Source organism: Pseudotabrizicola sp. L79, assembly GCF_036553525.1.
Taxonomy (GTDB): domain Bacteria; phylum Pseudomonadota; class Alphaproteobacteria; order Rhodobacterales; family Rhodobacteraceae; genus Pseudotabrizicola.
Window position 1 is genome coordinate 186,733 of record NZ_JAZHDA010000041.1, and the last position, 25,090, is coordinate 211,822.

At 64.1% G+C, this 25,090-nt stretch carries 25 protein-coding genes and 1 pseudogene; 11 read left to right on the forward strand and 15 right to left on the reverse strand.

Going from position 1 to position 25,090, the window contains the following annotated elements; translation table 11 throughout:
• Nucleotides 1-64 precede the first annotated feature (64 nt).
• Nucleotides 65-1,369 carry a DUF2254 domain-containing protein gene (locus V3C85_RS03620; RefSeq protein WP_331793716.1) on the reverse strand — a complete coding sequence of 435 codons (1,305 nt, stop codon included), beginning with the start codon at nt 1,367-1,369 and terminating at the stop codon, nt 65-67.
• A gap of 37 nt (nt 1,370-1,406) precedes the next feature.
• Nucleotides 1,407-2,132, reverse strand: a complete 726-nt coding sequence (locus V3C85_RS03625; protein ID WP_331793717.1) for a M48 family metallopeptidase — start codon at nt 2,130-2,132, stop codon at nt 1,407-1,409.
• Nucleotides 2,133-2,309: 177 nt separating this feature from the next.
• Here V3C85_RS03625 and hisD point away from each other — a divergent pair, with 177 nt between their 5' ends.
• Both hisD and V3C85_RS03635 read left to right on the forward strand, forming a co-directional pair.
• Nucleotides 2,310-3,602, forward strand: coding sequence for a histidinol dehydrogenase (gene hisD / locus V3C85_RS03630; protein ID WP_331793718.1), 1,293 nt, complete (start codon nt 2,310-2,312; stop codon nt 3,600-3,602).
• A gap of 51 nt (nt 3,603-3,653) precedes the next feature.
• Nucleotides 3,654-3,896, forward strand: coding sequence for a hypothetical protein (locus V3C85_RS03635; protein WP_331793719.1), 243 nt, complete (start codon nt 3,654-3,656; stop codon nt 3,894-3,896).
• 11 nt (nt 3,897-3,907) lie between these two features.
• Here the strand turns inward: V3C85_RS03635 and V3C85_RS03640 are convergent, their stop codons facing one another.
• Entirely contained in the window at nt 3,908-4,162 is a 255-nt protein-coding gene (locus V3C85_RS03640; protein ID WP_331793720.1) for a DUF167 domain-containing protein, read from the reverse strand.
• A gap of 114 nt (nt 4,163-4,276) precedes the next feature.
• Here V3C85_RS03640 and V3C85_RS03645 point away from each other — a divergent pair, with 114 nt between their 5' ends.
• Nucleotides 4,277-4,861, forward strand: coding sequence for a nitroreductase family protein (locus tag V3C85_RS03645; RefSeq protein WP_331793721.1), 585 nt, complete (start codon nt 4,277-4,279; stop codon nt 4,859-4,861).
• 4 nt (nt 4,862-4,865) lie between these two features.
• Nucleotides 4,866-5,558, forward strand: a complete 693-nt coding sequence (locus V3C85_RS03650; protein WP_331793722.1) for an EI24 domain-containing protein — start codon at nt 4,866-4,868, stop codon at nt 5,556-5,558.
• Nucleotides 5,559-5,619: 61 nt separating this feature from the next.
• On the opposite strand, the gene V3C85_RS03655 is transcribed toward V3C85_RS03650, so the two are convergent.
• Together V3C85_RS03655 and V3C85_RS03660 are read right to left on the reverse strand one after the other, a co-directional pair.
• The gene (locus V3C85_RS03655; RefSeq protein ID WP_331793723.1) at nt 5,620-7,509 is read right to left on the reverse strand and encodes an acyl-CoA synthetase; all 1,890 of its coding nucleotides are present in this window, start codon (nt 7,507-7,509) and stop codon (nt 5,620-5,622) included.
• A gap of 157 nt (nt 7,510-7,666) precedes the next feature.
• Nucleotides 7,667-9,448 carry an ABC transporter transmembrane domain-containing protein gene (locus V3C85_RS03660; protein WP_331793724.1) on the reverse strand — a complete coding sequence of 594 codons (1,782 nt, stop codon included), beginning with the start codon at nt 9,446-9,448 and terminating at the stop codon, nt 7,667-7,669.
• A 156-nt stretch (nt 9,449-9,604) separates the two neighbouring features.
• Between V3C85_RS03660 and V3C85_RS03665 the strand changes: the two are divergent.
• The 7 genes and pseudogenes from V3C85_RS03665 (at nt 9,605) to V3C85_RS03695 (ending at nt 16,238) form a co-directional block, all read left to right on the forward strand.
• Nucleotides 9,605-10,285 (forward strand): annotated as a pseudogene (locus tag V3C85_RS03665) (haloacid dehalogenase type II).
• A 12-nt stretch (nt 10,286-10,297) separates the two neighbouring features.
• Nucleotides 10,298-11,122: an alpha/beta fold hydrolase gene (locus V3C85_RS03670; protein ID WP_331793725.1), complete on the forward strand. Its 825-nt coding sequence runs from the start codon at nt 10,298-10,300 to the stop codon at nt 11,120-11,122.
• Nucleotides 11,119-12,075: a threonine ammonia-lyase gene (locus V3C85_RS03675; RefSeq protein WP_331793726.1), complete on the forward strand. Its 957-nt coding sequence runs from the start codon at nt 11,119-11,121 to the stop codon at nt 12,073-12,075. Before V3C85_RS03670 ends, V3C85_RS03675 begins: the two co-directional genes overlap by 4 nt.
• 6 nt (nt 12,076-12,081) lie before the next feature.
• Complete coding sequence (gene pcaD / locus V3C85_RS03680; RefSeq protein WP_331793727.1) at nt 12,082-12,867, forward strand: 3-oxoadipate enol-lactonase; 786 nt, start codon at nt 12,082-12,084, stop codon at nt 12,865-12,867.
• Nucleotides 12,860-13,582, forward strand: a complete 723-nt coding sequence (locus V3C85_RS03685) for an alpha/beta fold hydrolase (protein ID WP_331793728.1) — start codon at nt 12,860-12,862, stop codon at nt 13,580-13,582. The genes pcaD and V3C85_RS03685 overlap by 8 nt, the downstream gene beginning before the upstream one ends.
• Nucleotides 13,583-13,618: 36 nt before the next feature.
• Nucleotides 13,619-14,842 carry a TCR/Tet family MFS transporter gene (locus tag V3C85_RS03690; protein ID WP_331793729.1) on the forward strand — a complete coding sequence of 408 codons (1,224 nt, stop codon included), beginning with the start codon at nt 13,619-13,621 and terminating at the stop codon, nt 14,840-14,842.
• 148 nt (nt 14,843-14,990) lie between these two features.
• Nucleotides 14,991-16,238 (forward strand): mandelate racemase/muconate lactonizing enzyme family protein, encoded by a 1,248-nt coding sequence (locus V3C85_RS03695; RefSeq protein WP_331793730.1) that lies wholly within the window; start codon nt 14,991-14,993, stop codon nt 16,236-16,238.
• A 70-nt stretch (nt 16,239-16,308) separates the two neighbouring features.
• Here V3C85_RS03695 and V3C85_RS03700 read toward each other — a convergent pair whose 3' ends face one another.
• The 10 genes from V3C85_RS03700 to bchY all read right to left on the reverse strand — a co-directional run bounded on the left by V3C85_RS03700 (nt 16,309) and on the right by bchY (nt 25,087).
• Entirely contained in the window at nt 16,309-16,965 is a 657-nt protein-coding gene (locus V3C85_RS03700; protein ID WP_331793731.1) for a hypothetical protein, read from the reverse strand.
• A 44-nt stretch (nt 16,966-17,009) separates the two neighbouring features.
• A complete protein-coding gene (dxs, locus tag V3C85_RS03705) occupies nt 17,010-18,947 on the reverse strand; it encodes a 1-deoxy-D-xylulose-5-phosphate synthase (RefSeq protein WP_331793732.1) in 1,938 nt (645 codons plus the stop codon).
• A 184-nt stretch (nt 18,948-19,131) separates the two neighbouring features.
• The gene (gene pufX, locus V3C85_RS03710; protein WP_331793733.1) at nt 19,132-19,362 is read right to left on the reverse strand and encodes an RC-LH1 core complex protein PufX; all 231 of its coding nucleotides are present in this window, start codon (nt 19,360-19,362) and stop codon (nt 19,132-19,134) included.
• Between the two features lie 10 nt (nt 19,363-19,372).
• A complete protein-coding gene (gene pufM, locus V3C85_RS03715) occupies nt 19,373-20,296 on the reverse strand; it encodes a photosynthetic reaction center subunit M (protein ID WP_331793734.1) in 924 nt (307 codons plus the stop codon).
• Nucleotides 20,289-21,137, reverse strand: a complete 849-nt coding sequence (gene pufL, locus V3C85_RS03720) for a photosynthetic reaction center subunit L (RefSeq protein WP_331793735.1) — start codon at nt 21,135-21,137, stop codon at nt 20,289-20,291. The genes pufM and pufL overlap by 8 nt, the downstream gene beginning before the upstream one ends.
• A gap of 133 nt (nt 21,138-21,270) precedes the next feature.
• The gene (gene pufA / locus V3C85_RS03725) at nt 21,271-21,444 is read right to left on the reverse strand and encodes a light-harvesting antenna LH1, alpha subunit (RefSeq protein ID WP_331793736.1); all 174 of its coding nucleotides are present in this window, start codon (nt 21,442-21,444) and stop codon (nt 21,271-21,273) included.
• A 13-nt stretch (nt 21,445-21,457) separates the two neighbouring features.
• Nucleotides 21,458-21,607: a light-harvesting antenna LH1, beta subunit gene (gene pufB, locus V3C85_RS03730; RefSeq protein WP_331793737.1), complete on the reverse strand. Its 150-nt coding sequence runs from the start codon at nt 21,605-21,607 to the stop codon at nt 21,458-21,460.
• A 162-nt stretch (nt 21,608-21,769) separates the two neighbouring features.
• Nucleotides 21,770-22,003, reverse strand: a complete 234-nt coding sequence (pufQ, locus tag V3C85_RS03735) for a cytochrome PufQ (RefSeq protein WP_331793738.1) — start codon at nt 22,001-22,003, stop codon at nt 21,770-21,772.
• Nucleotides 22,000-23,481 carry a chlorophyllide a reductase subunit Z gene (bchZ, locus tag V3C85_RS03740; protein ID WP_331793739.1) on the reverse strand — a complete coding sequence of 494 codons (1,482 nt, stop codon included), beginning with the start codon at nt 23,479-23,481 and terminating at the stop codon, nt 22,000-22,002. Before bchZ ends, pufQ begins: the two co-directional genes overlap by 4 nt.
• A 100-nt stretch (nt 23,482-23,581) precedes the next feature.
• A complete protein-coding gene (bchY, locus tag V3C85_RS03745; protein WP_331793740.1) occupies nt 23,582-25,087 on the reverse strand; it encodes a chlorophyllide a reductase subunit Y in 1,506 nt (501 codons plus the stop codon).
• Between the last annotated feature and the right edge of the window lie 3 nt (nt 25,088-25,090).

Below are 25,090 nucleotides of genomic sequence, written 5' to 3' on the forward strand. Positions count from 1 at the left end.
GGCGCACAGCCGACCCTGATGCCAGCAGCCTGCGCCCAACGACGCAACCCCGCCTTGACGCAGATCAAAGCTGCCGGGGGTGACGGCGCGGTGCGCCCACGCTGCGGCTGATGGCGCGCGATACCTCTTCTAGCCGGGCGATGTCTTCGGGCCGCAGATCTGCGCCGCGCGCCGCGTGCAGGGCGCGTTCGGATTGCGCAATGGCCTCGGGGCCGAAATCGGCAGGCGAAAGCTGGGCCAAGGCCAGCAAGGATTTTTGCAGCCGCAGCTGAACCGAGACCTTGGCCGCGCCATCATGGGCAATGGCGGGAAACACATCATCGAACAGATCGCGCACATTCAGCGGCGGCACCATGATCAGCGGATAGGCGGGTTCATTCGGGCTGCGATCGGCCCAATGCGACAAGACCCGCACCGCGCGGCCCAGAACATCGATCGCCGTGCCGGGGTCGTTTACCGCAGGCGACAGCGCCCGTTCGGCAATTTCGGTCAGCACGCACAGGCCAAAGCGCGGGTCTTGGTCAAAGGTGCGGGCGTCATTGATTGTAAACGCCTCTTGCACCTGGGCATCCAGATCGGCCTTGATCCGGGGCGAGGCCCAAAGCAAGGCCGCGGCCGGGTGCAAAAAGCTGCCCGGCAGGCAGGCCAGTTGCATCAGAGGTTGCGAGCTGCCGCCAGACACAGATTGCACGATGGTGGTCAGGCGCGGCAGATCGACATGGCACAGATAGCCGATCTTGGGCGCAAGAACGGGCCGCCAGCCCTTGGGTGCGGTAGGGCCATCGGCGGGAATGCCGCCAAGGGCGGGCCGTTTGGCGCGGGCCACCAGGGCGGCGGTGGCGGCCTTTTCAACCCGGTCGGTGGTATCGGCCATGCGGCCAAAGGTGGTCAGATGCTGAATCCAGCGGATCAGCGCCACCACGACCAGGGCAATCACCACGATGGTGGCGAAGAACAGGACGACCAGCCCCTGATTGCCAAAGGCCCCGGCCTCGACCCCGATGATGCCGACGATCGAGAACAGGAACGCCCCGATGAAGGTGGACAGCACGGTTTGCGAGGTGCGATCTTGCAACAGCAGGGCAACGGCACGGGGGGTGACGGCAGCCGTGGCCCCCGAATAGGCCGAAACCATGATCGACAGCGAAAAGGTGGTGACCGCCAGCATGGACGAGGCGACGATGTTCAGGATGCCGTTCACCGCGCCGGCGCCTGTCATCTCTTCCATCTCTGCGGGCAGGATCGGGCCCAACAGCCGGGCCAGTGGCACGATGGCGATGCCCAGAACCGCAAAAGCCGCCGCCCGCACCCATAGCTTGCGCGACAGGTGGCGCAGGATAAAGGCAATTCGGGTTTGTGCGATGGACATGGGGAACCTGCAGGGCTGGGGGGGCCAGTATGGCGGCTTATTGGAACTTGGCAACAACCCGGCGGATGGTTTCCTTGCGCTGCGCATTGGGCGGGTGGGTGCCCAGGAACTGGTCGCCCGGATCGGGCAGGCGATCAAAGAACGCAGAGCCCCGGATCGGATCATAGCCCGCGCGCAGGGTGATTTCGGCACCAAGGGCATCGGCCTCCAGCTCGAACTCTTTCGCATAGCTGCGCGCGCCAAAGGTGGCCCCGGCCTGTTGCGCGGCCCGGATCTGATCGGGGCTGGCGCCGGTCATGCTGGCCAGAACGCCGGCCACCATGGCGCCGGTGACGGCCGTTTGCTGGGTTTGCGGAATGTGGTTGGCGATGTGATGGGCGGCCTCATGGCCGACGACAAAGGCCACCTCATCGGGGTTGCGGGCATCGGCGATCAGGGCAAGGGTAAAGCCCACCACCGGGCGGCCATCGCGGTCCAGCGTCTGAAAGGCGTTGGGGGGCTGATTGGGGCGGTCATCGACCACGATCAGAAAGTCGCAATTGGCGCGTGGCCGGGTTTCGATGCAGACCTGTTCGGCCACCGGCTCCAACCGTTCCAGCACCGAGACAAAGTTGCGCGCCGCCTGTTCGGGCGCCAGCGGGCCGGGGTCGGCGGCATTGGCCGACACATCGGGCGCGGGCGTGGCGACCGGCCCGGTGGCCGTGACCGGCACACAGGCAGACAGGCCACCGGCCAAAAGGACAAACCCCAGAAGACCCCGCATCAACAACGCCTCGACTCTTTTTCTTTTGTCCAAGGATAGCAGGCTGGGGGGCAAGGGAAAGGCCAAGTCCGCCGAAACGGCGCGATCACGCGAAACTGAATGTCGCAAATGCGGTAGAGGCAAGGCACCCACTCTGCCAGCCTGCCATCTGCCCCCCTTGCACAAAAGGCCCGCGATATGACGCCCAAGCTTGCCCCCTTTGCCGATCAGATCAGCTTTCCCAAGGCCCCGGTGCGCAATGCCGCTGGCGATACCGGGGCGATTGCCGAGACGGTAAGAACCATTCTGGCCGCCGTGCAGGCGCGGGGCGATGCGGCGCTGCGCGACTTTTCGCGCCAGTTCGACGGGGCCGAGATCGAGCAGTTCGAGGTCAGCGCCGCAGAGCGTGCGGCGGCCTTGGCCGCGCTTGACCCGCAGACCCGCAAGGATACTGAATTTGCCATTGCCAATGTGCGGGCCTTTGCGCAGGCGCAACTGGCGACCATGCTGCCGCTGGAGGTAGAGTTGCTGCCCGGCCTGCATCTGGGCCATCGGGTGATCCCGATCCGCACGGTGGGCTGCTATGTGCCGGGCGGGCGCTATCCGCTGTTGTCGGCCCCGATCATGACGCTGGTTCCGGCGCGGGTGGCGGGCTGCGAAACCGTGATTGCCTGCCTGCCGCCCAATGCCCACCCCGCGATGATTGCGGGCTGCCATCTGGCCGGGGCCGACCGGATCTTTCGCATCGGTGGCGCGCAGGCGATTGCGGCCATGGCCTATGGCACCGAAACCATTCCGGCGGTGGACAAGATCATGGGGCCGGGCAATGCCTTTGTGAACGAGGCCAAGCGACAGGTCTTTGGCCCGGTGGGCATCGATGCGCTGGCAGGCCCCTCTGAGATTTACATCGTGGCCGATGAAACCGCGCGGCCCGAAATGGTGGCGACCGATCTGCTGGCGCAGGCCGAACATGATGTGCGCACCCGTGTGGGGCTGATCACCACCAGCCGCAGCCTGGCCGAGGCGACGCTGGCCGAGGTCGAGGCGCAACTGGCCACCCTGTCCACCGCCGCTGTCGCAGGCGCGGCCTGGCGCGATTATGGCGAGATCGCCCTGTGTGCCACCGAGGCCGCGATGATCGCCTATTCCGAACATATCGCGGCCGAGCATTTGCAGGTGCATACCCGCGACCCGCATGCCACGGCGGCCAAGCTGTCAAACTATGGGTCGCTGTTCATCGGCGAACGGGCCAGTGTGGTTTATTCCGACAAATGCTGCGGCACCAACCACACCCTGCCCACGATGGGTGCGGCGCGCTATACCGGCGGGCTGTGGGTGGGGTCTTATGTCAAGATCTGCACGCATCAATGGCTAACCGATCAGGCCGTGCAGGCCGTGGCCCCCCCGGCCTGCCGCCAAAGCGCCTCGGAGGCGTTGGAGGGCCATCGCCGGGCGGCGGCCATGCGGTTGCAATCCAACATGCGGTCGTGACCGCGCCATTTTGCAATTGCAGCGCCCCGAAAACCGGCCCACGATGGCGATATGTTTACCATAGAACACGAATTCGACTCGACCGTGATCACGCTGATCGACGAAGGCCATGACGGCCTGATGGCGGATGTCACCATCCTTGCCTTTGATGATTGCGTGGTGCTGGAGCAAGAAGACCCACTGACGGGCGAGGTGGTGCGCGTGTCGCTGTCGATGGCGCAACTGACCGATCTGGCGGCGGCGCTGGACCTGCCCGAAGGCAGCTATCGGCTGGATCGCCCCGCCAAGGGCTAGGGCCGGTCGGATCAATCCAGCCGAAAGGTCTTGTCGCGTGCCGTTGCGCCGCGCAACAGCGTCAGGCGGGTTTTCGCCACGCCAAGGGCATGGGCCAGCGTCTCGGCCACGGCGGCATTGGCGCGGCCATCTTCGGCCGGAGCGGTGACGGCGATGCGAAACACACCGCCTTGCAGCGACAGGCCAGGCTGCCGCGCGCGGGGCGTGGCGCGCACCGCAAATTCAGCGCCCGGTTGGGCCAGATGGGCAAAGGCGCCTTTGGTCATGGTTTGTCCTTTTTGCGCAGTGTGGCCCAGCCTTGGCGGCGCGGCAATTGTCTGCGCCATCTGGCAATCGCGGCCCCAAGGGCTTAGTTTTGCGCCAGACCACAGGAGAACCCCATGCCCCCGCGCAATCAGGCCGCCCTTGATTTCCTGGCAAGCCGCAGATCGCTGCCCGCCAAAACCTTTACCGCCCCCGTGCCCAGCCGTGCCGAAGTGACCGAGATTCTGGCCGCGGCGACCCGCGTGCCCGATCATGGCAAGCTGGAACCCTGGCGGCTGCTGGTTCTGGGCCGCCCGGCCCTGACCGGCTTGGCGGATCTGGCCGAAGCGCGGGCGCGTGATCTGGGCGGGGATGCCGAAAAGATCGCCAAGGGGCGCGGGCAATATGACCTTGGCCATTTGGCAGTGGTGGTGATTTCCAGCCCCGTCGCGCATGAGAAGATCCCCCAGGTAGAGCAGGTTTTGTCGGCAGGTGCGCTGTGCATGAACATTGTCAGCGCGGCAACGGCCGCGGGCTGGGGGGCCTGTTGGCTGACCGGTTGGCCCGCGCATGATGCCACGTTTTGCCAGCAGGCCTTTGGCTGCACGGCGGGCGAAACCGTGGCCGGGATCATCCATATCGCCACCGCCCCCGTCACCCCGCCCGACCGGCCCCGGCCGGACCTTGCGGCCAAGGTGACATGGCAGGGCCTGGAGGAGTAAGGCGATGATCTTCGCCGATTTTCTGAAAGCGGTTGGCCAATTGACCGACCGGCGCTTTCGCCGCGTGATGGGCATTGGTGTGGCGCTGTCGCTGGCGCTGCTGGTGGGCGTTTATGCGCTGTTCCTGATGTTCATCCAATGGGCCACGCCCGAGGCGGTGCAGATCCCCTTTGTGGGCCCGGTCGAGGGTTTGCAGACCTTGCTGTCTTGGGCCTCGGCCTTGTTCATGATCGGGCTGTCGGTGTTCTTGATGATGCCCGTTGCCTCGGCCTTTACCGGGCTGTTTCTGGACGAGGTGGCGCAGGCTGTCGAGGATCGCCATTACCCCGCCCTGCCGCCAGCGGCGCATGTGCCGTTCATGGACAACCTGATCGAGAGCGTGAATTTCTTTGCCGTGCTGGTGGCGGTGAACATCGGCGCCCTGCTGCTGTATGGCTTTGCCGGGCCGTTCATTCCGGTGGTGTTCTGGGCGGTGAACGGGTTTTTGCTGGGGCGCGAGTATTTCACCATGGTGGCCACGCGATGCATCGGGCGGGCGGGGGCCAAGGTGTTGCGGCGGCGCTATCGCGGCCAGATCTGGCTGGCGGGAACCTTGATGGCGGCGCCTTTGTCGGTGCCGCTGGTCAACCTGCTGATCCCGGTGCTTGGGGCCGCGACCTTTACCCATCTGTTCCACCGCCTGCAAAGCCAGCGTTAGACAGAACTGCCGGGGCGGGGGAAAGTCCCTGCCCCGGCATGGTTTTAGATGCGAAAGCGGATCAGGCCGCCCAGTCCCATGGGGTGCTGAAGCTGCCGAGGGTTTCGCGCACCCGTGCCTCATCCACCTCGCCCGATTTGGAAAGTTTCGCCACCAGACCGCGCTTTTTGTCTTCGGCAACCGACGTGACGGTGACGGGCAGATTGGCCTTGGCAAGGGTGGCATCGAAGATGCGCGTGATGGCCAGCCGCCGCAGATCGGGCTTGAAGACCTTGCCCACAGCGGTTTTCGGCAGTTCGGGCAGGATTTCCAGATATTTCGGCAGGGCCGCGCGTTCGTGGATATGCTGGTTGGCATAAGTCATCAGATCTTCGACCGTGACCGTGGCCCCCTTGACCAGTTCGACATAGGCGCAAGGCAATTCGCCGGAATGGGCATCGGGTTGGCCGATGGCCCCGACAAAGGCCACGGCTTCGTGGCCCATCATCGCCTCTTCGATGATCGCCGGGTCGATGTTATGGCCGCCACGGATGATCAGATCCTTGGCGCGACCGGTGATGAACAGATAGCCATCGGCATCAATCCGGCCCAGATCGCCGGTGCGCAGAAAGCGGCCTTCGGCAAAAAGATCGCGGTTCTTGTCAACCTCGGTATAGGTTGAGCCATCGAAAACGCCGGGGTTGGAGACGCAGATTTCGCCGATCTGATCGACGCCGCAATCGCGGAAGCCGTCGGCAGTTTTGTGCAGGATGCGCACATGGGAATAGGGAAACGGCAGGCCGACCGAGCCGATTTTCTTGGTGCCGCCCGGCGGGTTGATCGACACAAGGCAGGTGCATTCGGTCAGGCCATAGCCTTCGACGATCTCGATGCCGGTTTCTTTCTTGAACCGGTTATACAGCTCGATCGGCAGCGGGGCCGAACCGGAAAAGGCATTTCGCAGCGACGAGATGTCGGCATTGATCGGGCGCTGCATCAGCGCGGACAAGGCCGTGGGCACGGTGACCAGATAGGTGTTCTTGTAACGCTCGATCAGCTTCCACAGATTGTCGAACACGCCTTCGCCGCGATAGCCCGCCGGGGTGGGAAACACCACATGACAGCCCGAGGCGATGACCGACATCATGATCGGATAGGCCGCAAAGACATGGAACAGCGGCAGCGGGCACATGATGCTGTCTTGTTCGGTGAACAGCAGTTCACGCCCCAGCCAGCCATTATAGACCATGCCCGACACCTTGTGCTGGGCGACCTTGGGCATGCCGGTGGTGCCGCCTGTGTGGAAATAGGCAGCAACGCGGTCGGCGTGCTTGTCTTCAAAGGTCAGACGGTCGGCGGGCTGTTTGGTCAGTTCGGCATTGAACGATTTGACATTCGCGGCATGGTGCAGCGGGTTCTTGGGCCGAATCAGCGGCACGATGAACCGTTTGGCGCCCGACAGATAGCCGACCAGATCGACCTCCAGAACGGTTTTCACATTGGGGGCGTGGCGCACGGCCTCGGCCACCTTTTGCGGCACATCGGTTTTCGGAAAGGCCTTGAGCGTGACAACAACCTTGGCCTTGGTTTCGCGCAGAATGGCGCTGATCTGTTCGGGTTCCAGCAGGGGGTTGATCGGGTTCACGATACCCGCCACCGCCCCCCCCAGCAGCGTGACGGCGGTTTCAAGGCTGTTGGGCAGCACATAGGCCACCACATCGCCTTCGTTCACGCCAAGGCTGCGGAACAGATTGGCCGCCTGTGTGACCTTGGCGTGCAGGTCTTTCCACGACAGGGTAAGCGATTTCGAGGTGGGATCAGACAGAAGCTGATAGCTGATTGCCGGACGGGCCCCATGTTTGGCCGTGGTCTGACTGATGAATTCATACATCGTCCGTGCCACTGGCCGATCGGCCCAGGACATCTCGGCCTCAATGGCTTTGACATCCGCGGCGCTCGCGAAATCTTTCATGGTAACCTCCCCTGATGGCCCCGTTGATGGGGGGCCTTTTCTCCCGTCGCATGAAGATGGGCATAAAACAGGCATTTGCCAAGGCATCTGCGCCCGCCGAACGCCGCGCGGAACGCAACGTCAAAGCGGCAACACCCGATCTGTCGCCGTGCCGGGCTTATGCGGCGCCGTCGGTGAATTGCAGCCGCGCAAGGCGCGCATACAGCCCGCCTTGGGCCACCAGATCGTCATGCTTGCCAATGGCGACGATCTGGCCGGCCTCGAACACCACAATCCGGTCGGCGCGTTTCACCGTGGCAAGGCGGTGCGCCACCACCAATGTGGTGCGACCGCGGGCCAGTTCTTCGACCGCCTGCTGCACCAGCCGTTCGGATTCGGCATCCAGCGCCGACGTCGCCTCGTCCAGAAGCAACACGGGGGCGTCGCGCAGAATGGCACGGGCAATGGCGATGCGTTGCTTTTGCCCCCCCGACAGCATCACGCCGCGTTCCCCCAGATAGCTGTCATAGCCCTGCGGCAATGCCATCACGAAATCATGGGCCGCCGCCGCACGGGCCGCGGCCTCTACTTCGGCATCGCTGGCCTCGGGGCGGCCAAAGCGGATGTTTTCACGCGCAGAGGTGGCAAAGATCACCGGATCTTGCGGCACCATCGAAATGGCCCGGCGAAAATCGCTGCGGGCCAGATCGCGCAGATCATGGCCATCCAGACGCACCGCCCCCTGTTGCGGATCATAAAACCGCATCAGCAGTTGCAAGATCGTGGTCTTGCCCGCGCCCGATGGGCCGACCAGGGCAATGGTTTCGCCGGGGGCAACATGCAGCGACACCTCTTGCAGCGCCGAGGTGTCGGGGCGGGCGGGATAGCGGAACGTCACCCCTTCAAAGGCGATGTCGCCGCGCACCGGGCGTGGCAGGGCCTTTGGCTGGGCTGGGTCATTCACCGGGTCTTCGGCATTCAGCAATTCGACCAGACGCTCGGTCGCGCCCGCTGCGCGCTGCAATTCGCCCCAGATTTCCGACAGGGCGCCGACCGACCCTGCCACCATGACGGCATAGATCACGAACTGGATCAGCTCGCCCGGACTCATCACCCCGCCGCGCACATCGCGCGCGCCCATCCACAGCACACCGACAATGCCGGTAAACACCAGAAAGATCACGATGATCGTCATGATGGCGCGGGTGCGAATGCGGGTCTTGGCCGAAAGGAACGATTTTTCAGTGACATCGGCAAAGGCCGCGCGGGTGGGGCCTTCGTGGGTAAAGGCCTGCACGGTTTGCACCGATGACAGCGCCTCAGAGGCCGAACCAGAGGAACTGGCGATCCAATCCTGATTTTCGCGCGACAACTGGCGCAGGCGGCGGCCCAGAATGACAATCGGCACCACAACCGCCGGAACGATCAGCAGCACCAGCCCCGTCAGCTTGGCCGAGGTGAGGAACATCAGCACGATGCCGCCCAGCAAGATCAGGGCGTTGCGCAGGGCGATGGAAACGGACGAGCCGATCAGCGACAGGATCAGCGTGGTGTCGGTGGTGATGCGCGACAGAACCTCGCCCGTCAGCAGCTTTTCGAAAAAGGCGGGCGACAGGCCCATCACCCGATCAAACATCGCGCGGCGAATATCGGCCACCACACGCTCGCCCAGACGGGTGACAAGGTAGTAGCGCAGGCCCGACCCAAAGGCGAACAGGGCCGCGATCACGATGGCAGCGGTGAAATAAAGGTCGAGAATCTCGGCCTCGGCGTTGAAATTATCGACCACCCGGCGCACGGCCATGGGCAGGATCAGGCTGACCGTCGCCGTCAGAACCAGGGCCGCAATCGCCAGCCCCAGCAAGGTGCGATAGGGTTTCAGGAACGGCACAAGCCCCCCCAACGCCCCCACTTTTTTCGAGCGGGCGCGATCTTCGGTCTTTGCGTCGGTCGGTGCCATGCAGTCTTTCCCCGTCTGTCGGGCCTTGCGGCCCCGTCCTGTTCTGCGCCGCATGGGTTTAGGCAGTTCGGCGCGATGGGGCAAGCGCCGCGATTGCCGCGCCCCCTTTTCGTTCGCGCCGGGCTGTGCCACGGTCGCCGGCAGGGGGACGATATGATGCGACCGACTGCCTTTGTCTTTGACGCCTATGGCACCTTGTTTGATGTGGCCGCCGCCGCGCGGCTTGCCGCCGCCGAACCGGGTGGTGCGGCCTTGGCCCAGCTTTGGCCCCGCCTGGCCGAGGACTGGCGGCGCAAGCAACTGGAATACACCTGGCTGCGCGCGATCATGAACCGGCATGCCGATTTCGCCCAAGTCACCGCCGATGCGCTGGATTGGGCCTTAGAGGCGCAAGGATTGGCCGACGACCCCGCGCTGCGCGCCCGCCTGCTGGCGCTATATGATGAACTGGCCGCCTATCCCGAGGTGCCCGGCGTCTTGCAGGCGCTGAAAGACGGGGGCGCGCCGCGCGCCATTTTGTCGAACGGCACGCCTGCCATGCTGGCCTCGGCCATGCGCGCGGCTGGGATCGTGCCACTGATCGACTGCGCGATTTCGGTGCAAGAGGTGGGCATCTACAAACCCGCGGACAGCGTTTATGCCCTGGTCGAGGCGCATCTGGGCGTGCCACCTGCGCAAGTTATGTTCGTATCGTCCAACGGCTGGGATATTGCAGGGGCGGCGGGATTTGGGTTTCAGACAGCTTGAATGAACCGTGCCAAGGCCCCGGTTGACCGCCTGCCGCACCGGCCTGACCATATCTTGCCAGACCTGACCCCTTTGCCCGACTTTCTGTGAAAAGGCCCCTTGATGACTGATTTCTTCACCGCCGAAGATGGCACCCGTCTGGCCTTTCGCGATCAGGGCGCGGGCCTGCCCGTTCTGTGCCTGCCGGGGTTGACCCGCACCATGGCCGATTTTGACGATATGGTGCCGCATCTGCCCCCCTGCCGCCTGATCCGCATGGATTATCGCGGGCGGGGGGCCAGCCAATGGACGGGCGCGGCCAGCTATACCGTGCCGCAAGAGGCCAAGGATGCGCTTGATCTCATGAACCATCTGGGGGTGGAACAGGCGGCGATCATCGGCACCTCACGCGGGGGGCTGATCGGCATGTATCTGGCCGCCGTGGCCCATACCCGGCTGAAGGGGCTGTTGCTGAACGATGTCGGCCCCGAGATCAACAAGCCGGGGCTGGATCGTATCTTTGATTATGTCGGCCGCAATCCGGTGTGGAAAACCCATGCACAGGCCGCTGCCGCCCTGCCCCAGGTCTCGCCCGGCTTTGCCGATGTGCCCCCCGACCGCTGGCTGGCCGAGGCCAAGCGGCACTATAGCGAAACCGACAGCGGGTTGAAGATCACCTATGACCCGGCCTTGCGCACCGCGTTTCTGGCCGCGTTCGAGGGCCCGCCCGTGGACCTTTGGCCGCTGTTTCAGGCCACGGCGGGCCTGCCCCTGGCGCTGATCCGGGGGGCGAATTCCGATCTGCTGTCGCCCGAGACAACCGCCGAGATGCGACGCCAGCGGCCCGACATGATCTTTGCCGAAGTGCCCGACCGCGCCCATATTCCCTTTCTGGACGAACCCGAATCTGTCGCGGCCATTCGCGCCTTTCTGGAGGCCTGCGCATGACACCCCAGATGATCAAGGATGCCGCCGCCCGGTTGCGGGGCCATGCCCGCGTCACGCCCCTGCTGAACGCGCCCCTGCTGGATGCGGCCTTTGGCAAGCGGATTTTCGTCAAGGCCGAATGCCTGCAACTGACCGGATCGTTCAAGTTTCGCGGCGCGTGGTCGGCGGTCTCGGCGCTGCCCCCCGGTGTATCCGGGGTGCTGGCCTATAGTTCGGGCAATCACGGCCAGGGCGTGGCACTGGCCGCCGCGCGGCATGGGCTGGCCTGCGTGATCATCATGCCCGCCGATGCGCCCGCCATCAAGATTGCCAATGTCCGCGCCTATGGGGCCGAAGTGGTGCTGTATGACCGTGCCACCGCCAACCGCGATGCCCTTGGCGACAGGCTTTGCGCCGAACGTGGCCTGCATCTGATCAAGCCCTTTGATGATGCTCAGGTCATCGCAGGCCAGGGCAGCGTGGGGCTGGAACTTGTCGATCAGGCCGCCGAGGCCGGGATCACGCAGGCACAGGTGCTGGTCTGCTGCGGGGGCGGCGGGTTGTCGGCGGGCATTGCCACCGCCCTTGCCGACCGCGCCCCCGGCCTGCGCGTGCACCCCTGTGAACCGGTTGGGTTTGATGACATGGCCCGCTCGCTGGCCAGTGGTCAGCGGCAGGCGAACACGGCCGCCACCGGGTCGATCTGTGATGCGATCCTGACGCCTGCACCGGGCGAGATGACCTTTCCCATCTTGCAGCGCCTTGCCGGGCCGGGGCTGACCGTCAAGGACACCGAGGCGCAGCGGGCCATGGCGCTGGCCTATACCCATCTGCGCATCGTGCTGGAACCGGGCGGGGCGGTGGCGCTGGCTGCTGCCCTGTTCCGCGACACATCACCTTGCGTGATCGCCATCGCCAGCGGTGGCAATGTTGACCCCGCGCTGTTCCGCGAAACCCTTGCCCATTACGCCTGAGGCCCCATGCCCCTGACCTTTCTGCCCGACCTGCGCCTGAATGCCGAAATCTCTGGCCCTGTGGACGGCCCGCCTGTGGTGTTTCTGCACGGCTTGGGCACATCGCTGCACATCTGGGACGAGGTGGTGCCGCATCTGCCCAAGAACCGCCTGATGCGGCTGGATATGCGCGGTCATGGCCTGTCAGATGTGCCGGATGGCCCCTACAGCATGGGGGCGCTGATCCATGATGTCGAACGCATGATGGCAGCGCATGCGATGAAAGAGGCGGTGATTGTCGGCCTGTCAATCGGCGGGCTGCTCGCGCAGGGGCTGGCGACCAAGCGGCTGGATCTGGTGCGCGGCATGGTCTTGTCGAACACCGCGGCCCGCATCGGCACTGCCAGCCAATGGCGCGACCGGATCGAGACGGTGCGCCAGGGTGGCCTTGCCGCCATCGAAGACGCCACGATGGAGCGCTGGTTTGGCCGCAAATGGCGCGATCTGCCCGAAATGCCCACCTTTCGCGAGATGTTCCGGGCCACTGCGGCCGAGGGCTGGATGGGCGGGGCCGCAGCCATTGCGGGCACCGATTTCTACACCCCCACCGCCGCGCTGACCCTGCCCACGCTGGTGATTGCCGGGGCCAATGATGCGGCCACCCCGCCCGATCTGGTGCGCGAAACCGCCGATCTGATCCGGGGCAGCCGCTATCATCTGATCCGGGGGGCGGGCCATGTGCCGACGGCGGAAAAGCCCGTCGAATATGCAACGGTGCTGCGCGATTTTCTGGAAAGCATCGGCCATGGCTGAGTTTTTGCTGATCCACGGATCGGGCCACGGGGCATGGTGCTGGCACCGGGTGATCCCGGCGCTAGAGCGCCTTGGCCACAACGCCCGCGCCATCGACCTGCCGGGCCACGGGCGCGACCGCACCCCGCTGGATCAGGTCACGCTAGACAGCTATGCCGCCGCCATCACCGGGGCGTTGCGCGTGCCCACCATTCTGGTGGGCCATTCGATGGCAGGCTATCCGATCACCGCAGCGGCCCAGCGTGATGCCAGCCAGATCGCGGCACTGGTCTATCTGTGCGCCTATGCGCCCCGCTCGGGGCTGTCGCTGGCCGATATGCGCCGGGCCGGGCCACGCCAACCGCTGGCCGGGGCGATCCGGGTGGATGAAACCCGCACGGCCTTTGGCTTTGACCCGGATGCGGTGAACGATCTGTTCTACCACGATTGCGATGCCGAGGCGCAGGCCCTGGCCGCGCTGTGCCTGTCGCCGCAGCCGATCGTGCCGCAGGAAACCGCGCTGACGCTGACCGCACAAAGCCAAAGCCTGCCGCGCCACTACATTCGCTGCACCCAAGACCGGACCATTCCCCCCGAGTATCAGCAGGTGATGGCCGCAGATTTCCCGCCCGACCATCACACCACCCTGCCCTCGTCGCATTCTCCGTTCTTTTCCATGCCCGACAGGCTGGCCCAACGGCTAAGCGAGATTGCGCAGGGCCTGAGCCCGGCCTAGGGTGGCCGCCGCCCCCTGTCGGGGCACGGCATCCCGATGTTTCAAAAACCCCACCTCTCGCTTGCGTTCATTCTGGCCACGGTCACGCTTGATGCCATCGGCATTGGCCTGATCTTTCCGGTCATGCCCGACCTGATCCGCGAGGTGACGGGCAATGACATCGCCGATGCCGCCCTGTGGGGCGGGCTGCTGGCCACGTCTTTTGCGGTGATGCAATTCCTGTTCGGCCCCATTCTTGGCGCGCTGTCGGATCGGTTCGGCCGCCGCCCTGTGCTGCTGGCCTCGCTGTTGATCATGGCCATCGACTATATCGTGATGGCGCTGGCCCATACGATCTGGCTGTTGATGGCGGCCCGCATTGTGGCGGGCATCACCGCTGCCACCCATGCCACGGCCACCGCCTATGTCGCCGACATCACCCCGCCCGAGCAGCGCGGGGCCCGCTTTGGCCTGATCGGCGCGGGCTTTGGCATCGGTTTTGTGTTGGGGCCGATGATTGGGGGCCTGCTGGCCGGGGTGGATACCCGCGCGCCCTTTTGGGTGGCGGCGGGGCTGGCCTTTGCCAATCTGATCTTTGGCGCGCTGGTTCTGCCTGAAACCGTCACCCCCGCGCTGCGCCGCCCGTTTCGCCTGTCGCGCGCCAATCCGTTGGGGGCGTTGCGCGCCATGGCCGATCTGCCCGGCACCCGGCTGACACTAGCGTGCTTTTTGATCCTTGGCATTGCGATGAATGTCTATCCCTCGGTCTGGGCCTATTACGGGCAAGCCCGCTTTGGCTGGGATTCGGGGATGATCGGCCTGTCCTTGGGCATCTATGGCATTTCCTATGCGCTTGGTCAGGCGCTGCTGGTTGGCCCGATGATCCGGCGCTGGGGGGAACACCGCGCCGCGCATTACGGCATGTGGGTCGATGCCGCCACTCTGGCCGCCATCGGCCTTGTCACCTCGCCCGTCGCCGTTCTGATGCTGACCCCGATCACGGCACTGGGCGGGGCGGTGACCCCGGCGTTGCAGGCCCTTGCCTCACGCGCGGCACCCGCCGATGCGCAAGGACAGGTGCAAGGCGTGCTGGCCAGCCTGAATGCGCTGGCGATGATCGCGGCCCCCCTGATCATGACCGGCACATTTCAGCATTTCACCAGACCCGAGTCCCCGGTCTTTGCCCCCGGAGCGCCCTTTCTGCTTGCCTCGGCCCTGATGCTGATCTGCATTGCCCTGCATGTGCTGGGCCCGCGCTTGGGGCGATATCTGCGGCGCTGACCACCCATTTGCGCCACGTCCTGTCGCAAACCGGTTTGCACCTGTGGCCGCGACCAGTATCGTGGCGGAAAATACCCACGGGGAAGATGGGGCGTGCCTGCGCGGGCATCGCCCACTCAGCCCGGTTTCAACCTGCGAAAGGCCGCCCATGAAGCTTAAGGATCTGGAAATCTTCATCGTGGCCCCGCCTTTTCCGGGCTGGGGCGGGCGCTATTGGATCTTCCCCAAGGTCACCACGGATACCGGAATTGTGGGCTATGGCGAATGCTATGCCTCGACCGTTGGGCCAAAGGCCATGGTGGCGGTGATCGAAGATGTGTTTTCGCGCCACATGCAGGGCGAAAACCCCGAAAACATCGAACTGATGTTCCGCCGCGCCTATTCGTCAGGCTTTACCCAGCGGCCCGATCCGACGGTGATGGGGGCGTTTTCGGGGCTTGAAATCGCCTGTTGGGATATCTTGGGCAAGGCGCGCAACCGCCCGGTCTGGGCGCTGCTGGGGGGCAAGATCAACCAGCGGATTCGCAGCTATACCTATCTTTATCCCGAACCGGGGCAGGAATCGGCTGATTTCTGGGTTGATCCCGATGCCGCGGCGGCGGCGGCGGTGCGGTTCATGGATCTGGGCTTTACGGCGGTGAAATTTGATCCGGCCGGCCCCTATACCATTCGCGGCGGCCATGAACCGGCGATGAGCGACATCACCCGCTCGGTCGCCTTTTGCAAGGCGATCCGTGCAGCCGTGGGCGACCGGGTGGATCTGCTGTTTGGCACCCATGGCCAGTTCACCACCCCCGGCGCCATCCGCATGGGCCGCGAGTTGGAACCCTATAACCCGCTGTGGTATGAAGAACCGATCCCGCCGGACAATCTGCTGGAATTCGCTGAGGTGGCGAAATCGGTGCGGGTGCCGCTGGCCACGGGCGAGCGGATGACGACCAAGGCCGAGTTTGGCACCCTGCTGCGCGCAGGTGGCGTCAAGATCTTGCAGCCCGCACTTGGCCGGGTGGGCGGCATCTGGGAGGCCAAGAAGATCGCCGCCATGGCCGAAATCTTCAACGCCGAAATGGCCCCGCATCTTTATGCGGGCCCGGTGGAATGGGCGGCGAATGTGCATTTCGCCGCCTCGATCCCGAACCTGCTGATTGCCGAGACAATCGAAACCGGGGGCGCGTTCCACCAAAAGCTGATCCGCAATTCGATCACATGGGAAAACGGCTATATTCTGCCGCCCGAGGCCCCCGGCCTGGGGATCGAGTTTGACGAAGATGTGGCCCGCGCCCATCCCTATGACGGCAACGGCCTGCACCTTCAGATGCAAGAGGCGCCTTGCGACTATTCCGAAGGCAACCGGTTTGAGGGCGGCGCACCTTCGACGCTGCCGCACAAGACCTGACACCTGCATGATGGGCCGCGCGTCCCGGGTTTTGAGGCGGGCGGTTTGGCGCGCGCGGTTTGGGCCAGCTTTACGACCGCTCGGCCTTGGGGCCGAACCCTGCCGTCAGCGCCCCGGTCGGCTTTTTACGCGCCCGCAGTGCGGCAAGCGCCTCTTCGACCAGCCCGTTGCAACTGGCGCAGACGGTAAAGGCGACACGCGCCGGATGCGCCTCTCCCAGATCATCGGCGGTGATCCACTCTTGCCCGGCGGGTCTTACAGCATGGCAAAAGGTGCATTTCTGATCCTCGGCCTCGGGCGTGTGCACCCAGACTTTCAGGGGCGCGGGGAAAGATTGCGCATCGCGCAAGTCATGCACCACCAGCACACGGCTGTCCTTCATCGGCTGCACCGTCATGTGAAACCGGCGCAGCATCGACGGGCTGTCGCAGCGGTAATCGATGCGAAACGCCTCCTGCATCTCGACGACCGTTTCGACGATGGTGCGGGTGATGCGCCGGGTTTCCTCATCGGCGATGTGATCCAGCAAGGATGTGGCCAGCACTTCATTCGAGCGCGCGGCCTCTCCGGCGTTTGACAGTGCAAACTCATCCCATTCGCCCCCGATCCAGAGCAAACGGAATTCCGTATCCAATACAAAATAGACCTGTTGGAACTTCAACGATCCGTCCGAATTCTGCGCAAATGCGCGGCCCCCCTTTGGCCGCTGCACAGTTTTGTCACGCAAGTTTACACTTTCGCAAGTCCTTTGAGCGAAACCGGAACAATATGTCACTTCATCCTGACAATATTTGACGCTTGGCCCGCGCCCAACAGGCCACGCGCGGTGCGGCAGATATCATCCACCGACAGGCCCGCAGCCGCATACATGCGGGCCGGGCTGGCCTGATCGATAAAGCAATCGGGCAGAGTCATGGTGCGGATCTGGCGGCCCCGCGCCAACAGCCCATGGGCAGCCAGATGGTGCAACACCAAGGCGCCGAACCCGCCGGTTGACCCCTGCTCGATGGTGATCAGGGCGGTATGGGTGTCCAGCAACTGCTCGATCAGGGCGGTATCCAGGGGCTTGGCAAAGCGGGCATCGGCCACCGTGGCCGAAATGCCTTCGGCCTCCAGCGCCTCGGCGGCGGCCAGAACCTCGGCCAGATGCGCGCCAAAGGACAACAGCGCCACATCCGACCCGGATTTCAGCACCCGCCCCTTGCCCAATGGCAGGGCCGTGCCCCGGTCTGGCATCTCGACCCCGCGCCCTTCGCCGCGCGGATAGCGAAAGGCAATCGGCCCGCTGTCATGCGCCACGGCAGTGGCGATCATATGGCACAGATCAGCCTCATCCCCGGCGGCCATCACGGTGAAATTGGGCAGATTCGCCAGAAAACAGATGTCAAAGGCCCCGGCATGGGTGGCCCCGTCCTGCCCCACCAGCCCGGCCCGGTCTATGGCAAAGCGCACTGGCAGGTTTTGCAAGGCCACATCATGCACGATCTGATCATAGCCGCGCTGCAAGAAGCTGGAGTAAATCGCGCAAAAGGGTTTCATCCCCGCCGCCGCCAGCCCGGCCGCAAAGGTCACGCCATGCTGTTCGGCAATGCCCACATCGAACACCCGCGCCGGAAAGCGCGCGGCCATCACATCCAGCCCGGTGCCCCCCGGCATCGCGGCGGTGATCCCGACGATGCGCGGGTCACGCGCGGCCTCATCCGTCAGGCGCTGGCCAAAGACGGCGGTATAGCTTGGGGCGTTTGACTTGGCCTTGACCTGCTGGCCCGTGGCCATGTCGAATTTCGCCACACCATGATATTTGTCATCGGCCCCTTCGGCGGGGGCATAGCCCTTGCCCTTGACCGTCACGGCATGGATCAAGACCGGCCCCGTGGCCCGCGCCCGCGCGGCGCGCAGGGTTGTCAGCACCTGCGCCATGTCATGGCCATCAATCGGGCCGATATAGTCAAAGCCGAATTCCTCGAACAAGGTGCTGCCACCCGGCATACCCGTCACCATCGCCCGCGCCCGCCGTGCGCCTTCGCGCATCGGGCCGGGCAAATGCGCCTCGACCCCATCGGCCACAGCCCTTAGCTTGGCCAAGGGGCCCTTTTCGGCAATCGTATTCAGATAGCGCTGCAAGGCCCCAACGGGTGGGGCGATCGACATGTCGTTGTCATTCAAGATCACGAACATGCGGCTTTTCAGGTGGCCGGCGTGGTTCATCGCCTCATAGGCCATGCCGGCGGTAATGGCCCCATCCCCGATCACGGCAATGGTATCGCCCACGGGCATGCCCATTTCGCGCCCGACAGCAAAGCCAAGGGCCGCACTGATCGAGGTTGACGAATGCGCCGCACCAAACGGGTCAAAATCCGACTCGGCCCGCTTGGTAAAGCCCGAAAGCCCCCCCTCTTGGCGCAGGGTCAGCATCCTGTCACGCCGCCCGGTGATGATCTTGTGCGGATAGCACTGGTGGCCCACATCCCAGATCAGCTTGTCCAGCGGCGTGTTGAACACCGCGTGAATGCCCACGGTCAGTTCAACCACCCCCAGAGACGACCCCAGATGCCCCCCCGTCTGGCTGACCACGCGGATCGTCTCGGCACGCAATTCATGGGCCAATCGCGCCAGTTCATCATCGGCCAGCACCTTAAGATCGGCAGGGCCGGTCACACGGTTCAACAGCGGGGTATCAGGGCTGATCTCGCGGGGGCCGTCGCTCATGGCTGCATCCTTTGCGATGAGGTCGGTGAAAAGGGGTGCCGTGCGGCAGGGCCGACACGGCACCAGGAGCCTGTTGCCAGCAGGAAGGGAACCGGGCTGTGGTTACGCCCAGGATCCGGGCAGGCGTGCGCCCGAATGAAGACGCCACGGCCGGGGGCATATGCCCGCGCCCGTGGCCGTAAGATCAGGCCAGCCGGTGCGCCTGCACCGTCTGCGGGGCGTCAAGCGCGCCATAGGGTGACGGGGCCTGTTTGCTTTCTTCGGGCAGCAGCAGGCCAACCGCATAGATCGCCCCCAGCAAGATCCCGATGGCCAGCAGGAAAGCCGCGGCATAGCCCGCGCCTTTCAGCATCTGGGCAAGGCCCCAATAGGTCAGGCGTGCCGTCCGTCCTTCGTCGAAATAATCGTCAGACATCACTTTCTCCTTAGTCGAGCGGCGCATAGCCATGTTCCTGAGCCCAGACAAACCAGTTATCAACCACCGTGCCTGTCAGCAGGATGCCAATACCGCCCGTCAGCGTGACCAGCACCGCAAACCACCAGGCCCAGCGGTGAATGCCTTCCATCGTTGCATTGAACCCCATGGTCCAGCGCCAGAACAGCGCAGCGCGTTCCGAGGCCGTGCCGCGGTCGGCGATCTGTTCCAGTTCACGGTCCCCGCCAAATCGGCTGACGGCCAGAATGGTTGCCCCATGCATCGCAAACAGCAGCGCCGCGCCATACAGGAAGACAATCGAAAGCGCGTGGAACGGGTTATAGAACAGGTTGCCATAGGTCAGGCTGAACAGGTTGGTCCAGTCAAGATGGCTGAAGATGCCATAGGGCACGGCATGGCTCCATGACCCCATCAGGATCGGGCGGAACAGGCCCAGCACCAGAAACAGCCAGATCGCACTGGCAAAGGCCCAGGACACATGCTTGCCCATCCCCAGTGCTACGGCACGCAGATAGGTGCGCACCCACCAGGCACAGACGCTGACCAGCAGGAAAAAGCTGGCGATCAGCCACAGCCCACCCTCGGCAATCGGGGCAAAGCCCAAGCCGTATTCTTCAGCCGGCGGCTCAAGGCTGAACCAGAACAGATCGCGCAGGAACACCGCAGGGTTGAACCCCGCCTGATACCAATACCAGGCCCCCACCAGCATGAACCAGATCGCGCCCGACGCAAGCGAGATAAGGCCCATGGCCCCCAGATAGATCGGGCCAAGCTGGGCGTTGCCGATCCAGCCCATCAGCGTGGAAAAGGTGGCCGATTTGCTGCGGTTGCTAAGATCCACGTCTTCGACAAGACCCATCTCGGCATGGCCCTGAACCTGGACCTGGGTAAAGATGTTCTGATACTCAGCCATTGACGCCTCCCGCGATATCGGCCCACCACGGCAGCTGCAGCCACCAGTCCCACCACACAACCCACTGGTCAAACCAGATCGTCCCCGAAATCACGATACAGATCGCCGACCAGAACCCGGCATTCAGCGCCAGCAACAGGCCCACGCGGTGAATGCCAAGCGTGCCGACCGAATAGCCGATCAGATCGCGGAAATAGGTATCTTCATGGTCCGGTGTCCGCATCTCCTTGCCCTTTTCGGGGTTGGCCGCCGACAGGATCAGCGCCCCGTGCAGGGCCAGGGCCAGTGCGTTCGTGAAAAAGAACGACACCGCAATCATATGCGCCGGATTGTAATGGAAATTCCCGTATGTATAGCCCGTGTTCGACACCCAATCGAGATGCGTCCAGATCCCATAGGGAAAGGCATAGCCCCAGGCCCCCATCAGGATCGGCCGGATCACCACCAGCGTCACATAGGCAAAGATCGCCACACCAAAGGCCACGGGCACATGAAAGCCCATGCCCAGCTTGCGGCAGATTTCAACCTCTCGCAACGCCCAGCTGACAAAGGCGCCAATCGCGCAGATCGTGATGATCTGCCACAATCCGCCCTGTTGCAGCGGGGCCGCCGCCAGACCCATTTCAACAGGGGGCGGGTTGATCGAAATTAGCCAGGGGTTCCAGGTTCCCTGCAGGACAGCGCCCCACAGGATCAAAAGCGTGCCAAGGGCGGCGAAAAAGAAGGTGGTGACCCCGAAAAAGCCCACATAGAAAGGCCCGACCCAAAAGTCGAAAAGGTTCCCGCCCACCAAAGTGCCACCGGGCACGCGGTATTTGCGTTCGAAGCTGAGCAATGCCATGCTCTTGTCTCCGCTGTTGCGGGACGGTCCTTTGCCGGGCGCGGGGCGCGGGAACGTGCCGAGGGTTTATAGGAAGGTCGGTTTGGTCGCGGGCAAGGCGAAACGCACCCCACCCGCGACCTGTGCGCGAGGCTTACTCGGCTGCAACGTAGCCATGCTTGGCTGCCGCGATGTCGAACCAGTTGTAGGCCGGTGTCGACAACAGCACGAGGTGGATCATCGCCGCCAGAAGGAACAGGAATACGCCCTGTGCCACAAAGACGCGACGGGGATCGAAAATCAGCCAGATCTTGTAGAATTTTGACATGTCTCGATCCTCCTCAGAACCACGGACGCCAGATATACACCGCCAAATGGGCGACAACGGCAACGGCTGAGAACAGCCAAAGCCCGCTCATGTAGACAGAGTGCAGCTCTTGCGCCTGCTCGTCGGTGAGACCTGTGAAACTCAGGTCGGATTTATCAGCCATACTATCCTCCGGATGGGCAGACTGACGCCGCATCCCCTGCGGCCGGGTCACGGTCTGGCCTCATGCCATTCCGCGTTTTTCGCCATGCCCCCTGTGACCGGGGCCATGTCGAACTGGTTCACCTGACGGGCGGGCGCACCGCGTCGGGGTATTGCGGCCCGATCAGGGCCGGAAAATCGTGGGCGTCAGGGCCTCGGCCTCGCGCCAGGCGCGGGCCAGTGGGCCATGCACAGGAAGCTGACGATCGCGCGCCACAGCCCACAGCCACGCCACGGCGGCAAAGGGGATCGCGGCCAGAAAGATCAGCGCGAAATAGGTGTAGAACTCGGCACGCGGGGTGCGCGCGGGGTAATGAGTCCGGGGTTCATGCCCACTGCCGGCGGTTTGGTCACTCATGTCGCAACTCCTTTGGGTTGGGGGGCGGGCGCGGTTATGCCACGCAGCGCCTCGACATCTTCCACGACAACACGCTCGGCCCCTTGGTCCAGCGCATGTTTCTCGGCCGCGTCCCGCAGATTGCGGGCCGCAGAAATTCGGGTCAGAACCGGGTGTTCTGCAATGATGCGGTCCAATGCGGCCTGCGCATCGGCATCCCACGGCATGTCACGGCGCAGGGTGGTGGGCGTGGCGGCGGCACTGTCCATCTCGGACCCCAGGGGCAGAATGTGGAACAGCGCGTCGAACAGCCCGTTGCACACCTCTTGCAAGATCCAGACCGTGCCGGCATAGCCCATGAACGGCGTGCCTGTGGCCCGGCGGATCGCAGCACCCGGGAAAGACGCGGCGATGAACGATGGCGCAGGCCCATGCCCGCCCTTCATTTCCGCCATATACATCTTCTCGTTGATCGCCCCCATCACGATCAGGGGCCGGGTGCGGCGCAGATCGGCGCGCACCGCCTCGTTATTGGTCTTTGCCCCCGCCTTGCGCGACACAGCAAAGGCACAAGGCAGGCCCATCTCCTCTTCCAGAAAATGGCGGATCCCACGGGCATAGGTGTCATTCGCCACCACCGCAAAGCTGGCGGTTGCAAAGAAATCTTGCGTCACGCTGCGCCACAGATCCCACAGGGGCTTCAGCGTCGAATGCTTTTCGCGCGCGATGAACGGCTCGGGGTCCAGCCCCAGCATCTCGCCCAGGGTGCGCAGGAACCGTGTCGTGCTGTCCAGCCCGATGGGGGCCTGCAGATAGGGCTTGCCCAGAACCTCGGCCAGACCGCGACCAAATTCGCGATACATCACGATGTTCACATCGGCATTCACCAGATTGCGCATCTCGGCCAGATGGGCACCCAGCGGCATCACCATATTGACCTCGGCCCCGATACCTTCGACCAGACGGCGGATTTCGTGCAGATCCGATGCCATGTTGAACGTGCCATACATCGGCCCAAGGATATTGACGCGCGGCGCCGCACCCTCGGCACGCTTGGCCTCCACCGGCATCCGGCCCTTGGTCATGCCAAATTCGGAAAAGATCCACGTCATCGCGCGGTCAGCGGCCTGCCACTGATCTTCGTCAATCGTGCGCGGCAAAAAGCGTTGGATGTTGGTGCCCGCAGGCGTCACACCGCCGCCAATCATCTCGGCAATGCTGCCCGTCACCACCACGGCGGGCAGCGCCGGGTCCAGCACCTTCCAGGCCCGCGCCATCGAGGCTTCGGTGCCGGATGACATTTCATCCTCGGCAAGGCCGGTGACGACAATGGGCAATTCATGCGGCGGCAGCGCATCGGTATAATGCAGCACCGAGGTGACAGGCAGGTTTTCACAGCCCACCGGGCCGTCGATCACCACTTGCAACCCCTTGACGGCACAGAAGGCATAAACCGCCCCCCAATACCCACCGGCCCGGTCATGATCTTGAATCAGCATTCAAAACCCTCCCGGACTTCATCTGTTCTCAAATATCCCGGGGTCCGGGGCAGCGCCCCGGGGGTCGGCCCAAGAGGTGCGGTGTCCATGTGAAGGCAGATCATATCATCGCCTCCGCCTGTGCAGCACGCGCCTGCTTGTCGAGTTTCTTCTGATGGGCCGCCCGGAAATCGGGGCGCAGATTCGGCGCGCCCTCCCAGATGCCAGCCGTATCTCCGGTGCCGACGCCTTCGAAAAAGGCCTTCATCCCCTCCATCCGGCCCTTGTTGGCCATGGCGGCATTGACCACCTGTGCCAGACTTCCGGCCCCCGCTGGCCCCATCAGGGGGCGGGCGGAAATCAGGTTGGTGAAATACAGCGACGGAATTCCGGCCGCCTTGGCCTTTTGCACCACCGGTGTGGTGCCAATCGCAAGATCCGGGGCAAAGGCCGCCATCGCGGCACAATCATCTTCCAGCGAGGCGCGGAATTTCACGGCCACACCGCGCGCCTTCAGCCAGTCTTCATCCGCCGCATTCCACGGGGTGCGCGGGCAAGCCGTGCCGACATAGGGCAGATCGGCGCCGCTTTCGATCAGCAGCCGCGCCACCAGCAGCTCGCTGCCCTCATAGCCCGACAGCGTGATCCGCCCCTTGATCGGGTTGGCGGCAAGGGCGGCCTTGATGGCCGGGCCAAAACTGGCTTGTGCCGCAGCGATCCGTTCAGAATCTACCCCATAGGCCGCACCAATCGCCGCCAGCCACGCCATCGTGCCATCATGGCCCACGGGGGCTGACCCCACGATCTTGCGCCCTGCGGCCTGAAATTCGCGGATCGCGGCGGTGTAGAACGGATGGATCGCCGCCACCACCTTGCTGTCCAGCGCCGCATAAAGCTCGCGCCATTCGCGGCACGGCACCATCGGCCCCGCGGCCAGCCCAAGGGGCGCCAACAGCGCGCCGATCATCATCGGGTCAGCCGGAAACATCTCGCCCAGCAAAGTTACGGTCGGGCGGTCCGCTCGGCCTGCCGCCGGGGCTTGCACCGGGCCTGCCATCACTTCCTTGCGGGCATAATTCAGCATCGACCCGGCCAGAACATCCTTGGCCTCGGCATGGGTTGGCACGCCAAACCCCGGCACATCAATGCCCACGATCCGCACGCCGTTGATCTCATCTGGCAACAACTTCAGCGGCACGCCGCTGGCTGTCGGCACACAGAGATTGGTCACCACGATCGCGTCATAGCGGTCAGGGTCTGCCATCTCATGCACGGCGTCGCGGATGTCTTCGAACAGCTTGCCCGTCACCAGCGTTTCACTGTTGAACGGCACATATCCCACCGACCGCCGCGCGCCGTAAAAATGCGACACAAAGGTCAGCCCATAGACGCAGCAGGCACTGCCCGACAGCACCGTGGCCACCCGGCGCATCCGCAGACCCACGCGCAGACTGCCGAAGGCAGGGCACATACTTTGCGGCTTGTCATGTGGGCCTTGCGGGTAATCGGCGGCATAGCGGTCCAAAACCTCGGAATTCCCCGCAGCCCGCGCAGCGTCCGTCATAGCCTGGGCGCCGGCATGGCACCCCATCCCATTGACGCCGCCGGTTTCGGGGGACTCGGTCATGAC

Bases quoted from the DNA above. Each gene is read 5' to 3' on its own strand.
- V3C85_RS03620 (WP_331793716.1), bottom strand. From the start codon at position 1,369: ATGTCCATCGCACAAACCCGAATTGCCTTTATCCTGCGCCACCTGTCG.
- V3C85_RS03625 (WP_331793717.1), bottom strand. From the start codon at position 2,132: ATGCGGGGTCTTCTGGGGTTTGTCCTTTTGGCCGGTGGCCTGTCTGCC.
- hisD (WP_331793718.1), top strand. From the start codon at position 2,310: ATGACGCCCAAGCTTGCCCCCTTTGCCGATCAGATCAGCTTTCCCAAG.
- V3C85_RS03635 (WP_331793719.1), top strand. From the start codon at position 3,654: ATGTTTACCATAGAACACGAATTCGACTCGACCGTGATCACGCTGATC.
- V3C85_RS03640 (WP_331793720.1), bottom strand. From the start codon at position 4,162: ATGACCAAAGGCGCCTTTGCCCATCTGGCCCAACCGGGCGCTGAATTT.
- V3C85_RS03645 (WP_331793721.1), top strand. From the start codon at position 4,277: ATGCCCCCGCGCAATCAGGCCGCCCTTGATTTCCTGGCAAGCCGCAGA.
- V3C85_RS03650 (WP_331793722.1), top strand. From the start codon at position 4,866: ATGATCTTCGCCGATTTTCTGAAAGCGGTTGGCCAATTGACCGACCGG.
- V3C85_RS03655 (WP_331793723.1), bottom strand. From the start codon at position 7,509: ATGAAAGATTTCGCGAGCGCCGCGGATGTCAAAGCCATTGAGGCCGAG.
- V3C85_RS03660 (WP_331793724.1), bottom strand. From the start codon at position 9,448: ATGGCACCGACCGACGCAAAGACCGAAGATCGCGCCCGCTCGAAAAAA.
- V3C85_RS03670 (WP_331793725.1), top strand. From the start codon at position 10,298: ATGACTGATTTCTTCACCGCCGAAGATGGCACCCGTCTGGCCTTTCGC.
- V3C85_RS03675 (WP_331793726.1), top strand. From the start codon at position 11,119: ATGACACCCCAGATGATCAAGGATGCCGCCGCCCGGTTGCGGGGCCAT.
- pcaD (WP_331793727.1), top strand. From the start codon at position 12,082: ATGCCCCTGACCTTTCTGCCCGACCTGCGCCTGAATGCCGAAATCTCT.
- V3C85_RS03685 (WP_331793728.1), top strand. From the start codon at position 12,860: ATGGCTGAGTTTTTGCTGATCCACGGATCGGGCCACGGGGCATGGTGC.
- V3C85_RS03690 (WP_331793729.1), top strand. From the start codon at position 13,619: ATGTTTCAAAAACCCCACCTCTCGCTTGCGTTCATTCTGGCCACGGTC.
- V3C85_RS03695 (WP_331793730.1), top strand. From the start codon at position 14,991: ATGAAGCTTAAGGATCTGGAAATCTTCATCGTGGCCCCGCCTTTTCCG.
- dxs (WP_331793732.1), bottom strand. From the start codon at position 18,947: ATGAGCGACGGCCCCCGCGAGATCAGCCCTGATACCCCGCTGTTGAAC.
- pufX (WP_331793733.1), bottom strand. From the start codon at position 19,362: ATGTCTGACGATTATTTCGACGAAGGACGGACGGCACGCCTGACCTAT.
- pufM (WP_331793734.1), bottom strand. From the start codon at position 20,296: ATGGCTGAGTATCAGAACATCTTTACCCAGGTCCAGGTTCAGGGCCAT.
- pufL (WP_331793735.1), bottom strand. From the start codon at position 21,137: ATGGCATTGCTCAGCTTCGAACGCAAATACCGCGTGCCCGGTGGCACT.
- pufA (WP_331793736.1), bottom strand. From the start codon at position 21,444: ATGTCAAAATTCTACAAGATCTGGCTGATTTTCGATCCCCGTCGCGTC.
- pufB (WP_331793737.1), bottom strand. From the start codon at position 21,607: ATGGCTGATAAATCCGACCTGAGTTTCACAGGTCTCACCGACGAGCAG.
- pufQ (WP_331793738.1), bottom strand. From the start codon at position 22,003: ATGAGTGACCAAACCGCCGGCAGTGGGCATGAACCCCGGACTCATTAC.
- bchZ (WP_331793739.1), bottom strand. From the start codon at position 23,481: ATGCTGATTCAAGATCATGACCGGGCCGGTGGGTATTGGGGGGCGGTT.
- bchY (WP_331793740.1), bottom strand. From the start codon at position 25,087: ATGACCGAGTCCCCCGAAACCGGCGGCGTCAATGGGATGGGGTGCCAT.